The organism is Micromonospora sp. WMMD708 (assembly GCF_049315245.1).
Classification (GTDB): domain Bacteria; phylum Actinomycetota; class Actinomycetes; order Mycobacteriales; family Micromonosporaceae; genus Micromonospora; species Micromonospora wenchangensis.
Genome location: NZ_CP186060.1, coordinates 4,867,004 through 4,879,725, shown reverse-complemented (window position 1 = coordinate 4,879,725; position 12,722 = coordinate 4,867,004). Strand labels below are relative to the sequence as shown.

Below are 12,722 nucleotides of genomic sequence, written 5' to 3'. Positions count from 1 at the left end.
TCATATGCCCCCCACCATCGTCAGTAAGGCCCGATCCGGAGGCCGGTGGGACGAACGCAGCGAGGAGGCGGCATGACCGAGCTGTGGAACTGGAGAATCGACGGGGCCGCACCCGACGAGGTGTACCCGGCGCTGGCCGAGGCGCTCGGCCGGGTGGTGATGCCCCTGGCCGTGGCGGACCCCGCCCGACTGCCCACGTACGCGGTGATCTGCGACGTCTGGCAGGCCCCGGGGGAGTTCGGGACGATCGTCGACTGCTACGGCGTACCCGAGTCGTTGCACGAGCTGAGCGCGGTCGCCGCGCTGGCCCGGCTGCTCGACCGGGACTGCCTGCTGCCCGACGACACCCTCGACGCCGGCCGGCACCTGCTGGTCGCCCCGGACGGCACGATCCGTCCGGTGCACTTCGAGATCACCGAGACCGACGACGGCGAGGTGCTCTCCGCCCGCCGGCTCTGCACCCTGGCGCACCCGGGCTGCCGGGGCTGGTCGCGGTGCTGCCGGTCGCGCTGGCAACCGGACTCGGTCAACCCGGCCCTCGCCGCGGCCTGACCGACCCGACCCCGCGGCGGTCCGTCCGGGCCGGTGCGCCGGGGTCAGGGGGCGGTGGGGCGGGCACCCCGGACCTGCAACTGGTCCAGCAGGGTCGCGGTGGCGGCGGTCACCGCCTGCACCGCCGCCTCGAACGCCGCCGCGTTGTGTGCCGCCGGGGCCCGGAAACCGGACACCTTCCGCACGTACTGCAACGCCGCCGCCTCGATGTCGGCCGGCGTGACCGTCGGCACGTACGGCTCGCGCAGGGTCTTGATGCTCCGGCACATGGTTCCTCCTCGTCGGGGTCTTCCCGGTCGGCCCGGGTCGGTCGGCCCGGATACGCTGTGCACGTCATGACTACCGCAGCCGCGGGCAGCCCGCGCACCTACCAGGTGCGCACGTACGGCTGCCAGATGAACGTGCACGACTCCGAGCGCATCTCCGGCCTGCTCGAACAGGCCGGTTACGTGCGGCTCGCCGAGGCCGACGACAACCCGGACGTGGTGGTGTTCAACACCTGCGCCGTCCGGGAGAACGCCGACAACCGGCTCTACGGCAACCTCGGTCACCTGCGCCCCGTGAAGGACAGGCACCCGGGGATGCAGATCGCCGTCGGCGGCTGCCTGGCCCAGAAGGACCGCGGCGACATCGTCCGCAAGGCCCCCTGGGTGGACGTGGTCTTCGGCACGCACAACATCGGCTCGCTGCCGGTGCTGCTGGAACGGGCCCGGCACAACACCGCCGCCGAGGTGGAGATCCTCGAATCCCTCGACGTCTTCCCGTCCACCCTGCCGACCCGGCGCGAGTCGACGTACGCCGGCTGGGTGTCGATCTCGGTGGGTTGCAACAACACCTGCACGTTCTGCATCGTGCCCTCGCTGCGCGGCAGGGAGAAGGACCGCCGCCCCGGCGACGTGCTCGCCGAGGTGCGCGCGCTGGTCGCCGAGGGCGTGCTGGAGGTGACCCTACTCGGGCAGAACGTCAACTCCTACGGCGTCGAGTTCGGCGACCGGTACGCCTTCGGCAAGCTGCTGCGCGCGACAGGTGAGATCGACGGGCTGGAACGGGTCCGGTTCACCAGCCCGCACCCGAAGGACTTCACCGACGACGTGATCGCCGCGATGGCCGAGACCCCCAACGTCTGCCACTCGCTGCACATGCCGTTGCAGTCCGGCTCCGACGACGTGCTGAAGGCGATGCGTCGCTCGTACCGGTCGGAGAGGTACCTCGGCATCATCGAGAAGGTCCGCGCGGCGATGCCCGACGCGGCGATCACCACCGACATCATCGTCGGCTTCCCCGGCGAGACCGAGGCCGACTTCGAGCGGACCCTCGACGTGGTCCGCGCGGCCCGGTTCTCGTCGGCGTTCACCTTCCAGTACTCCAAGCGCCCCGGCACCCCGGCGGCGACCATGGACGGCCAACTGCCCAAGCAGGTCGTGCAGGAACGCTACGAGCGGCTGATCGCCTGCGTCGAGGAGATCACCTGGGCGGAGAACAAGCGGCTGGTCGGCGAGACCGTCGAGGTGCTGGTCGCCGTCGGCGAGGGCCGTAAGGACGACCGCACCGGCCGGCTCTCCGGCCGGGCCCGCGACGGCCGGCTGGTGCACTTCGCCACCGGCGCGCCCGGTGAGCCCGGCGCGGCCGGCACCGTCCGACCGGGCGACATCGTGCACACCACCGTCACCTACGCCGCCCCGCACCACCTCAACGCCGACGGCGCGCCGCTGGCGCACCGCCGCACCCGGGCCGGGGACGCCGCCGAGGCGGGCCGCGCCCCACGTACCCCCGGGGTGCTGCTCGGGTTGCCCACGGTCGGTGCGCCGGCCGCGTCGCCCGCGCCGACGACCGGCTGCGCCGCGCACTGACGCCCCGGCCGGGGCCCGCCACGCCGCGGACCCCGACCGGTGCCCGGTCAGACCGAGATCCGGCCCGCGCCGGCGCCCGCCGTCACGATGGACTTCACGCTGCTCGCGCTGTCCAGGGTGTACGGGTACGGGATGCCGGCGACGCTGCCGCCGGTCTGCCCGGCGGGCGAGTTGACGAAGTGGTTGTTGCGGGCCACCAGGCTGCCCGGCCCGGAGTCACCCTCGCCGAGGTGGTAGGTGTCCTTGACGTTCTCGAAGTAGTTGCCCTCGACGAGCACCCCGGCGCTCATCGTGGACGCCACGCCGTAGCCGGCGTTGTTGTAGTAGTAGTTGTTGTAGACGTGCACCGGGTTGCCGAAGCGGACCCGGGGGTTGCGCTGCTTGCTGCCGTCGTACCAGTTGTGGTGGTAGGTCACCCGCAGGTGGCCGATGTCCTGGCTGCCGTTGTCGTCGCTGTGCCCGAGCAGCATCGTCTTGTCGTGGCTGTAGACCCGGTTCCAGGAGACGGTGACGAAGTCCGAGCCGCGCTTGATGTCGACGGTGCCGTCGTAGCCGTTGCTGAACGTGTTGTGGTCGATCCAGATGTTGGTGGCCGAACTCTCCACGTTGATCGCGTCGTCGTTCCAGTTGCGGAAGGTCAGGTTCCGGATGATGACGTTGCGGTCGCCGTTGACGGTGAACCCGCAGCCGACGATCGTCGCCCCGGCGTTGCCGAGGATCGTCTTGTTGGAGCGGACCCGCAGCATGCCCGAGCAGTTGATGGTGCCGGAGACCCGGATCACCGCCGCGCCGGTGGCGTTCAACGCGCTGGTCAGCGCCGAGGCGGTGGAGACGGTCGTCGCGCCCGCGCTGCCGCCGCCGGTGGTGCCGCCGTTCTGGGTGGCCCAGCCGACCAGGCCGGTCTGCGGCACGCTGGGCGGCGGGGTGGTCGGCGGGGGCGTCGTCGGCGGGGGTGTGGTCGCCGGTGGGGTGGTCGGCGCACCGGTGGGGGCGGTGCTTCCGGTGCAGGTCACCCCGTTGACGGTGAAGCTGGTCGGTGCCGGGTTGCTGGAGTTGTTCCAGGTGCCGTTGAAGCCGAACGAGACGGTGCCGCCGGTCGGCACGCTCCCGTTGTAGCCGACGTTGGTGGCGGTCACCGTGCTGCCGCTCTGGGCCACGGTGGCGTTCCAGGCGTCACTGACCGTCTGGCCGGCCGAGTACGACCAGCGCAGGCTCCAGCCCGACAGCGGGTCGCCGAGGTTGCTGATGGTGATGTTGCCGGTGAATCCGCCCTGCCACTGCCCGCCGACGGTGTAGGTGACCGCGCAGCCGGGGGCGGCGTGGGCGGCGACGGCGGTGAGCGTGCCGGTGGCGAGCAGGGCGACGGTGGTGGCGGCGATCAGCGTCGTACGACGCCGGGGTGTGCGCATGCTGCGTCCCTTTCGGGTGGGACAGGCGGCCGTCGACGGGGGAGCCGCCGGTGGGTGCCGTGCCCGTGGGCACCGGTGGCTCGCCGCGTTCGCCGATCGGCCCCTGCCGGGGGGTCAGGTCGGTACGAGGTGGCTCCCGTGTGGTGCGCCCGCGGCCCGGACAAGCGCTTTCCCGAGCAAAGCATAGACAGTCGCAGATGTAAATCGGCGGGCCGGCTGCCGCCCCGACGGTGCCGGACCGGCCGGCGGGCCGCCAGTCGACGGACGTGTCGACCGGCGGCCCGCCGGGTGCGGACGGGTTCAGCTCAGCAGGCGGTGCCCCTGAGCTTCACCGACGCCGGGGCGGCGGCCGTACCGTTGGCGGTGAAGCCCACGGTGATCGACGCGCCCGCCGCCAGCGACGGCGCGTAGTTCGGCCCGGCGGCGGTCACCGTCGTGCCGGACTGGGTGACCGTGGCGTTCCAGCCGTTGACCAGGGTGACCCCGGCCGGCCAGGTCCAGGTCACCGACCACGGGTTCACCGCCGACGAACTGGTGTTCTTGACGGTCAGCTCACCCTGGAAGCCACCCTGCCAGGCGTTGACCTGCTTGTAGGTGGCGGTGCAGCCACCGGCCGGCGGGGGCGTGGTGGTGGGCGGCGGGGGCGTCGTGGTCGGCGGCGGGGCGGTGGTGGTCGGCGGCACCGGGGTGGTCGTCGGCGGCTTCGGCGTCGGGGTGCCGGTCGGGTCGGCCCCACCGGCGACCGGCGGGATCAGGTACGGCTGGAGGATCGCCTGCTTGGCGGTGTTGATGTTGGTCCAGTCGTCCAGTGCGATGCCACCCGTGTCACCCGAGTTGGGATTCCACGACCAGTAGGTGAAGGACATCCCGTTGACGCCGGTGCCGGTGTAGGCCATCAGATTCTCCAGCCACACCTTGTCCCGGGGGTCGGCCAGGGTGCTGCCGAACTCGCCCATCATGATCGGGGCGATGTTCTGCTTGTAGAGGTAACCCCAGTACTTGTCCCAGATCGCCGGCAGGTTCGCCGGGAAGTCGGCGGCCTTGAACCAGTTCTGCTCGTAGACGCTGGTGGCGTACTCGTGCGGCGAGTAGACCAGCCGGTTCGCCACGTTCAGCCGGACCGGGAACTGGCCGGCCTTGGACAGGTTGCCGCCCCACCAGCCGCAGTCCTCGTCGTTACTGGTGTCGTTGTCCCAGACGTTCGACAGGCCGCCGCTGGGGCAGCTCACCCCCTCCACGAAGATCAGCCAGTTCGGCTGCACCCCGAGGATGGCGTTACCGGCCCGCTCGGCGGCCAGCCGCCAGTCCCGGGTGGTGTCGCCGCAGCCCCAGCAGGCGCCGGTCGCGGCCGGGTTGGTGCCCTCGGCGTGCGGCTCGTTGTGCAGGTCCGCGCCGATCACCGTGGTGTTGCCGGCGTACCGCTGGGCCAGCATCTTCCAGTCGTTGAGCCAGGTCGCCTCGGAGACCGTGGAGGTGTACCAGAGCGGCGACTGACCGGCCGACGTCGGCCGGTGCCGGTCCAGGATGACCCGCATGCCCTTGCTGCCGGCGTAGTCGATCACCTTGTCGAGGATCTGCAACGGGGAGAGCCCGACCAGGTCCGGGTTGACGAAGTCGTTGATCCCGGTGGCGGTCGCGCCCGGCTTGATCGCGTCGTTCGAGTACGGGATGCGCAGCGTGTTGTAGCCCAGGCTGGCCATCTTGTCGAGCTGCCCACGCCACGGGTTGTTCGACCACAGGCCGTGGAACGTCCGGTTGTCGGTCTCCATGCCGAACCAGTTGATGCCGGTCAGCCGTACCGTCGCGCCGGTGCTGTCGACGATCTTGTTGCCGCTGGTGTGCAGGTAGCCGGTGCCGGTGCCGCCGACGGCGGCGGCGGCCGGGGTGGTGCTGACGGCGGCGGCGACGAACACGCCTGCCGCAGCGGTGGCGAGCGCGGTGAGCGCGGCGCCGAGAATGCGGGGTCGGTACATGCGGGCTCCACTTCGGATGCCCGGCGTCGCCGACGGCGACGCGGGGCGGAAAACCGGGGGGAAAGCCGGCCGCCGCCGTCCGTCCCGCTCGTCACGGGATACGCGGACAGTGCGCGACGTGCCGGGTCACGTGGACACGGCCACTCGCTGCGGTGCACCGGCGACTCCCGACGACGGTGTCCGTCGTCGGTGCCCTCGCGCCGGTGGGATCGACCTGGCTCTGCCGCTCATTCTGATCAGCCGGTCTCGATGCGTCAACCGCAGGTCGCGGCGGCCCCGCCGCAGGGGTCGTGCCGGCTGGTCGCCGACGTGCCCGGGATGTTCCCCGCGCGGCTCCGCCGGAGTGGTCCGCCCGATGAACAGGGCGGACGCGCGCGAGCCCCCGGTCCCTTCACCCGGGACCGGGGGCTCGCGTGTGTCCATCCGACCGGCGCGACGGCCGGTCGGGGTCAGCCGGCCTGTTCGGCGAGCTGGAGGAACTGCCGCTTGGAGGCGAGCGCCTGTTCGGCCTCCTTGACCCGGCGGGCGTCCCCGGCGGCCTGGGCGCGGGCGAGCCGCTCCTCGGCCTCGGCGACCTGCGCCCGCATCTGGGCGAGCAGCGGGTTGTCCTCCTTGGTGGTCCGCCGCCACGCCGAGTCCATCACCTCGCGGACCTTGTCGTCGATCGCCCGCAGCCGCCGCTCCAGGCCGGCGGCGGCCTCCCGGGGTACCCGGCCCGCCTCGTGCCACTGGGCCTGGATCTCGCGCAGCTTCGCCTGGGCGCCCTTCGGGTCGCCGTCGACGTCCAGCGCCTCGGCCTCGGCCAGCAGCGCCTGCTTGCGCTCCAGATTGGCCCGCTGCTCGTTGTCCCGGGCCGAGAAGACCTCACTGCGCCGGCTGAAGAAGGCGTCCTGGGCGGCGCGGAACCGTTCCCAGAGCTTCTGCTCCGACTCCTTGGAGGCGCGCGGGGCGGCCTTCCACTGGTTCATCAGCTCCTTGAGCTGGTTGGCCGTGGCCGCCCAGTCGGTGGAGTCGGAGAGCTTCTCGGCCTCGGCGACCAACTCCTCCTTGACCGTGTGCGCCTGCTTGCGCTGCTGGTCGAGGGAGGCGAAGTGGGCACCCCGACGCCTGGTGAAGCCGTCCCGGGCGGCGGCGAACCGCTTCCACAGCTCACCGTCGGTCTTCTTGTCGACCCCCCGGATGGTCTTCCACTCGTCGAGGATCTCCTTGAGCCGGTCACCGGCGGTCTTCCAGCCGGTCGACTCGGCGGCCAGCTTCTCGGCCTCCTCGACCAGGGCGGTCTTGCGGGCGAGCGCCTCACCCCGGGCGGCCTCCCGGGCGGCACGGGCCTCGCCGGCCTTCTCCTCGGCGAGCACGGCGAGCTTGTCCAGGCGCGCGGCGAGGGCATCGATGTCCCCCACGACGTGGGCCTCGGCCAGCGAGGCGCGGATCCGCCGGACGGTGCTCAGCGAACCTCCCGCGTCGGCGGCGCCCGAGTTGAGCCGGGCCTCGGTGAGGTCCACCTCGGTGACCAGGTCGGCGAAGCGGCGGGCGAAGTGGGCCAGCCCCTCCTCGGGCGCGCCCGCCTGCCAGGAACCGACCACCCGCTCGCCCTCGCTGGTCTTCACGTACACGGTGCCGTCCGCGTCCACCCGTCCGAAGGCAGTCCAGTCGCTCATGTGCCCATCCTCGTTCTCCCGGCGTCGTCGGGAAACCCCCCGCGATCGCCGCCACGGCGCAGCCAACTTGCTCCCGGCATTGTCACAGGTCCGCCCCCGTCCGCGTCGAGCGCCTGTCTCTGACCGTGACCATACGGTGTCCTAGCACCCACACACAGGCTCCGTGGGCCGAGTGTCGCAATTAGCCGTACGGTGTACGGTAGGGCGTACACCGAAGTTGCCGCCCGTGCCCCGGGCGAGCGAGGAGGAGCAGAATGACGCAGTCCCACACCCGGATGACGCCCCCGGCCGACCCCGGGTTCGTGCCCGACGCCGCCGATCTCGCCGAGTTGGACGAGTGGTTCCGCCAGTACGACGCCCTGGCCGAGGCGGGCGACGTGGCCGGCACCGCCGACCTGGCGATGTTCCCGCTCAACACGGTCACCGACGACGCGGCCGGCGAGGGCTCGGCCCGCCAGCTCGACCGGGCGGCCTACCTGGAGATGATGGGCGGCGTCCTCGGCGGCGGGGGTGACCTGCGGATGGAGAGCCGCCGCACGCCCTACTTCCTCACCCGCAGCCTGGCCGTGGTGCTCACCGAGGCCGAGTTCACCCTCGACGGCCAACGCCAGCGCGTGCGCTACGCCGACCTGCTGGTCCGCACCGGCGGGCAGTGGCGGTTCCAGACCATGGTCCAGGGCGGCTGGGGCGGCCAGACCGGCTGACCGGCCGCTACCGTTGCCTGGTGCCACTGCTCGCCGCCGCCGTCTGCCCGCACCCGCCGCTGATCGTGCCCGAGCTGGCCGGGGCCGCCGCGCCCGAGCTGGCGGAGCTGCGTGACGCCTGCGCCGCCGCGGTCGCCGCCCTCTACGCAGCCGGGGCGGACACCATCGTGCTGGTCGGTGCCGGTGGGCGCACCACCGAGGTGGCGCTGCCCCACCGGGGCAGCTTCGCCCCCTGGGGCCTGCCCCTCACGGTCGGTCTCGGAACGGTCGGCGTCGACCCGGTGCCTGCGTCGGTCGGCGTCGACCCCGCGTCGCCGCCGGCCGACGGTGCGGGCCTGCCGCTGAGTCTGCTGGTCGGAGCCTGGCTGGTCGACCGGACCGCCCCGCCGACCCCGACCGCCTGGCGGATGGTGAGCGTCGCGTCGGAGGAGCCGACCGACCGGTGCGCCGCCCTCGGCGCCGGGCTGCGGGTGGACGGGCCGTGGGCCCTGCTGGTGCTCGGTGACGGGTCGGCCTGCCACGGCCCGAAGGCGCCAGGCTACGACGACCCGCGCGCCGGCGCGTACGACGAGGGGGTGGCCCGTGCCCTGGCCGACGCGGACGCCGACGCGCTGCTCGGCCTGGACCCGGGGCTGTCGGCGCAGCTCAGGGTGGCCGGTCGGCCGGCCTGGCAGGTGCTGGCCGGGGCGGTCCGCGCGGCCGGCGGCGACTGGCACGGCGAACTGCGCCACCGCGGCGTCCCCTACGGCGTCGGCTACCTGGTGGCCTCCTGGACGCGGACGGACCCGGCCGGGACAGCGGCGGACGATGCCGGGACAACCGTGGCTGACGCCGGGACGGCGGCGGGCGGTATGACGCGGTGAGCGGCACGGTCGTCGCCGTGGTCGGCCCGACCGCGGCGGGCAAGTCGGCGCTGAGCATCGCCCTGGCGCACGCCCTCGGCGGTGAGGTGGTCAACGCCGACTCGATGCAGCTCTACCGGGGCATGGACATCGGCACCGCCAAGCTCACCCCCGCCGAACGCGACGGCGTGCCGCACCACCTGCTGGACATCTGGCCGGTCACCGAACCGGCGAGCGTCGCCGGGTACCAGCGGCTGGCCCGCGCGGCGGTCGACGACATCCTGGCCCGGGGGCGGGTGCCGCTGCTCGTCGGCGGCTCCGGCCTGTACGTGCGGGCGGTGCTCGAACAGTTCGAGTTCCCCGGCACCGACCCGGCGGTACGCGGCCGGCTGGAGGCGGAACTGGCGCAGTTCGGCCCGGCCCCGCTGTACGCCCGGCTGGTCGGGGCGGACCCGGTGGCGGCGGCGGGAATCCTGCCCGGCAACGGCCGGCGCATCGTCCGGGCGCTGGAGGTGATCGAGCTGACCGGGTCGCCGTTCACCGCCTCGCTGCCCGACCCGACGCCGTACTACCCGGCGGTGCAGCTCGGCGTCGACCTCGACACCGCGCTGCTCGACGAGCGGATCGCGGCGCGGGTCGACCGGATGTGGGCCGACGGGCTGGTCGCCGAGGTACGCGCGCTGTGCGGGCAGGGCCTGGCCGACGGCCGGACGGCCAGCCGGGCGCTCGGCTACCAGCAGGTGCTGCGGTTCCTGGCCGGGGACACCGACGAGGCGCAGGCCCGGGAGGAGACCATCCGGGCCACCCGCCGGTTCGTCCGACGGCAACGCTCCTGGTTCCGCCGTGACCAGCGGATCCACTGGCTGGACCCGACCGCGCCGACGGTTGTCGAGACTGCCCTGCGGGTGGTCGCCGGGCATCGGCGATGATGGGGGCGTGGAGTTCACCAAGGGCCACGGCACCGGCAACGACTTCGTCGTCCTGCCCGATCCGGACGGCACCCTCGACCTGACCCCCGGCCTGGTCGCCGCGCTGTGCGACCGGCGGCGTGGCCTCGGCGGCGACGGCGTGCTGCGGGTCGTCCGGGCGGCGAAACACCCCGACGGTGTCGCCCTCGCCGGTGAGGCCGAATGGTTCATGGACTACTGGAACTCCGACGGCTCGTTCGCCGAGATGTGCGGCAACGGGGCCCGGGTCTTCGTCCGCTACCTGCTGGCGACCGGGCTGGCCACCCCGACCGGCGGAACCCTGCCGGTGGCGACCCGCGCCGGCCTGGTGCGGGCCCGGGTCGACGGCGACACCATCGCCGTCGAGATGCGCCGTCCCCGGCTGTACGACGCCTCCAGCGCTGTCCTCGGTGGGCTGACCCTGCCCGGCACGGCGGTGGACGTCGGCAATCCGCACCTGGTCTGCGCCCTGCCGGCCGGCATCGACCTGGCCGACCTGGACCTGACCCGCGCGCCCGACTTCGACCCCCGGGTCTTCCCGCACGGGGTGAACGTCGAGTTCACCGCCCCTGCCGGCCCGGTCCACGGCACCGACGGCCACGTCCTGATGCGGGTCTACGAGCGTGGCTCGGCCGAGACCCTGTCCTGCGGCACCGGCGCCTGCGCGGTCGCCGCCGTGGCGCTGCGCGACGCCACCCGGGACACCGGTGTCGTGGCGGTGGACGTCCCCGGTGGCCGGCTCACGGTCACGGTCACGGCCGACTCCTGCTGGCTCGCCGGCCCCGCCGTCCTCGTCGCCACCGGCACCCTCACCCTCCCCTGACCGCCGCTCTGTCCCGCCTCGCCCCGCCCTGCCCTCCCTCGCCCCGCTCTGCCCCGTCCCGCTTCGCTTCGCCTCGCCTCTCCTTGCTTCGCCTCGCCTCGTTGATCAAGAGGTTTGCGTCAGAACCGGCGTGGTGGATGACGCGAACCTCTTGATCGCCCGGCCCTGACAGGGTGGCGCGGGTGATCAAGAGATTCGGGTCAGAGATGACGGGCGGGATGACGCAAACTTCTTGATCACTTGCGCCGGACGGGCGGGGCGCGCGGCGATCAAGAGGTTCGCGTCAGCGGTTGCCGGCCGGGGTGACGCGAACCTCTTGATCACCGGGGCCAGCCGAAGCCGGGCCAGCCGAAGTCGGGCCGGCCGAAGCCGGGCCGGGCCCAGCCGGGCCAGCCGGGTCGGGCCGGCTGGCGGGGAGGTGGGGCTCGGAGGGGGAGAGGGGTCAGGGGGTCGCGCTGGCGGTGGCGGCGATCTCGGGGAGGTCGGCGGGGCCCGGGTCGGCGGCCGGCGGCGGGGTGACGGCCGGGTTCTGGGCGGCGGCACGGACGGCGGCGGCGACCGCCGGGGCGACCCGGGAGTCGAAGACGCTCGGCACGATGACCGTCGGGTTGATCTTGTCCTCGCCGACCACGTCGGCGATGGCACGGGCCGCCGCGATCGCCATCTCCTCGGTGAACTCCTCGGCGTGCGCGTCGAGCATGCCCCGGAACACGCCTGGGAAGGCGAGCACGTTGTTGATCTGGTTCGGCTGGTCGGAGCGGCCGGTGGCGACGATCGCGGCGTGCTTGCGGGCCTCCCGGGGGTCGACCTCCGGGTCGGGGTTGGCCAGCGCGAAGACGATCGCGTCCTTGGCCATGGTGGCGATGTCGTCGCCGGTCAGCAGGTTGGGGGCGCTCACCCCGATGAAGACGTCCGCGCCCCGGACCGCGCCGGCCAGGTCGCCGGAGTAGTTGTCCCGGTTGGTGTTCTCGGCCAGCCACTGCCAGGCCGGGTTGAGGTCGGGCAGGTCGCGGTGCAGGGCGCCCTGCCGGTCGTACGCGATGATGTCGCCGACGCCCTGGCGCAGCAGCAGCTTCATGATCGCGGTACCGGCCGCGCCGGCCCCGGAGACGACCACCCGGACGTCGGCGAGCTGCTTGCCCACGACGCGCAGCGCGTTGGTCAGTGCGGCCAGCACGCAGATCGCGGTGCCGTGCTGGTCGTCGTGGAAGACCGGGATGTCGAGGGCCTCGCGCAGCCGGGCCTCGATCTCGAAGCAGCGCGGCGCGGCGATGTCCTCCAGGTTGATCCCGCCGTACGCGGGGGCGATCGCCTTGACGATCGTCACGATCTCGTCGGTGTCCTGGGTGTCGAGGACCACCGGCCAGGCGTCCACCCCACCGAACCGCTTGAACAGCGCCGCCTTGCCCTCCATCACCGGCAGCGACGCCGCCGGGCCGAGGTTACCCAGGCCGAGTACGGCCGAGCCGTCGCTGACCACGGCGACGGTGTTGCGCTTGATGGTGAGCCGGCGGGCGTCGGCCGGGTTGTCCGCGATCGCCTGGCAGACCCGGGCGACCCCCGGGGTGTACGCCCGGGACAGCTCGTCCCGGGTCCGCAGCCCGACCTTCGAGTGCACCTCGATCTTGCCGCCGAGGTGCAGCAGGAACGTCCGGTCGGAGACCTTGCGCACGTCCACCCCGTCGAGCGCGGTGAGCGCCTCGACGACCTGGTCGGCGTGGCCGGCGTCGGCGGTGTCGCAGGTGAGGTCCACGATCACGTTGGTCGGGTCGGAGTCGACCACGTCCAGCGCGGTGACGATCGCCCCGGCCTCACCGACCGACGTGGTCAGCCGGCCGATCGAGGAGGCGTCCGCGGGGACCGCGATCCGGATCGTGATCGAGAATCCGGCACTCGGCAGTCGGGTGATGGCCACGGAAATACCTCCGTCGTCGCTGGCGGCTCGTCAGCATTTCTACTCGCCC

11 protein-coding genes are annotated in these 12,722 nt (G+C 72.9%); 6 read left to right on the top strand and 5 right to left on the bottom strand.

From position 1 onward, the window contains the following. The first annotated feature begins 72 nt into the window (after positions 1-72). Positions 73-552: a hypothetical protein gene (locus ACN260_RS21435; protein ID WP_422752762.1), complete on the top strand. Its 480-nt coding sequence runs from the start codon at positions 73-75 to the stop codon at positions 550-552. Between the two features lie 44 nt (positions 553-596). Here ACN260_RS21435 and ACN260_RS21430 read toward each other — a convergent pair whose 3' ends face one another. Next, positions 597-821 carry a DUF2277 family protein gene (locus tag ACN260_RS21430; RefSeq protein WP_422752761.1) on the bottom strand — a complete coding sequence of 75 codons (225 nt, stop codon included), beginning with the start codon at positions 819-821 and terminating at the stop codon, positions 597-599. Positions 822-887: 66 nt separating this feature from the next. Here ACN260_RS21430 and miaB point away from each other — a divergent pair, with 66 nt between their 5' ends. Next, entirely contained in the window at positions 888-2,402 is a 1,515-nt protein-coding gene (gene miaB / locus ACN260_RS21425; protein ID WP_422752760.1) for a tRNA (N6-isopentenyl adenosine(37)-C2)-methylthiotransferase MiaB, read from the top strand. A gap of 47 nt (positions 2,403-2,449) precedes the next feature. On the opposite strand, the gene ACN260_RS21420 is transcribed toward miaB, so the two are convergent. The 3 genes from ACN260_RS21420 to ACN260_RS21410 form a co-directional block, all read right to left on the bottom strand. Then, entirely contained in the window at positions 2,450-3,811 is a 1,362-nt protein-coding gene (locus ACN260_RS21420) for a cellulose binding domain-containing protein (protein ID WP_422752759.1), read from the bottom strand. A gap of 305 nt (positions 3,812-4,116) precedes the next feature. Further along, complete coding sequence (locus ACN260_RS21415; RefSeq protein ID WP_422752758.1) at positions 4,117-5,784, bottom strand: cellulase family glycosylhydrolase; 1,668 nt, start codon at positions 5,782-5,784, stop codon at positions 4,117-4,119. A 449-nt stretch (positions 5,785-6,233) separates the two neighbouring features. Further along, complete coding sequence (locus ACN260_RS21410; RefSeq protein ID WP_421486328.1) at positions 6,234-7,442, bottom strand: DUF349 domain-containing protein; 1,209 nt, start codon at positions 7,440-7,442, stop codon at positions 6,234-6,236. A gap of 254 nt (positions 7,443-7,696) precedes the next feature. Between ACN260_RS21410 and ACN260_RS21405 the strand changes: the two genes are divergently transcribed. From ACN260_RS21405 to dapF, 4 genes are read left to right on the top strand one after another with little or no spacing between them, the layout of a single operon-like run. Then, positions 7,697-8,146 (top strand): hypothetical protein, encoded by a 450-nt coding sequence (locus tag ACN260_RS21405; protein ID WP_422752757.1) that lies wholly within the window; start codon positions 7,697-7,699, stop codon positions 8,144-8,146. Positions 8,147-8,166: 20 nt separating this feature from the next. Next, positions 8,167-9,009 carry a hypothetical protein gene (locus ACN260_RS21400; protein ID WP_422752756.1) on the top strand — a complete coding sequence of 281 codons (843 nt, stop codon included), beginning with the start codon at positions 8,167-8,169 and terminating at the stop codon, positions 9,007-9,009. Then, the gene (gene miaA / locus ACN260_RS21395) at positions 9,006-9,917 is read left to right on the top strand and encodes a tRNA (adenosine(37)-N6)-dimethylallyltransferase MiaA (protein WP_422752755.1); all 912 of its coding nucleotides are present in this window, start codon (positions 9,006-9,008) and stop codon (positions 9,915-9,917) included. The genes ACN260_RS21400 and miaA overlap by 4 nt, the downstream gene beginning before the upstream one ends. A 7-nt stretch (positions 9,918-9,924) precedes the next feature. Continuing rightward, positions 9,925-10,758: a diaminopimelate epimerase gene (gene dapF, locus ACN260_RS21390; protein ID WP_422752754.1), complete on the top strand. Its 834-nt coding sequence runs from the start codon at positions 9,925-9,927 to the stop codon at positions 10,756-10,758. Between the two features lie 442 nt (positions 10,759-11,200). Here dapF and ACN260_RS21385 read toward each other — a convergent pair whose 3' ends face one another. After that, a complete protein-coding gene (locus tag ACN260_RS21385) occupies positions 11,201-12,673 on the bottom strand; it encodes an NAD-dependent malic enzyme (protein ID WP_422752753.1) in 1,473 nt (490 codons plus the stop codon). Positions 12,674-12,722: the final 49 nt, after the last annotated feature.

Coding starts and splice junctions, on each gene's coding strand:
- ACN260_RS21430 (WP_422752761.1), bottom strand. CDS start 821: ATGTGCCGGAGCATCAAGACCCTGCGCGAGCCGTACGTGCCGACGGTC.
- ACN260_RS21435 (WP_422752762.1), top strand. CDS start 73: ATGACCGAGCTGTGGAACTGGAGAATCGACGGGGCCGCACCCGACGAG.
- ACN260_RS21420 (WP_422752759.1), bottom strand. CDS start 3,811: ATGCGCACACCCCGGCGTCGTACGACGCTGATCGCCGCCACCACCGTC.
- ACN260_RS21405 (WP_422752757.1), top strand. CDS start 7,697: ATGACGCAGTCCCACACCCGGATGACGCCCCCGGCCGACCCCGGGTTC.
- ACN260_RS21415 (WP_422752758.1), bottom strand. CDS start 5,784: ATGTACCGACCCCGCATTCTCGGCGCCGCGCTCACCGCGCTCGCCACC.
- ACN260_RS21410 (WP_421486328.1), bottom strand. CDS start 7,442: ATGAGCGACTGGACTGCCTTCGGACGGGTGGACGCGGACGGCACCGTG.
- miaB (WP_422752760.1), top strand. CDS start 888: ATGACTACCGCAGCCGCGGGCAGCCCGCGCACCTACCAGGTGCGCACG.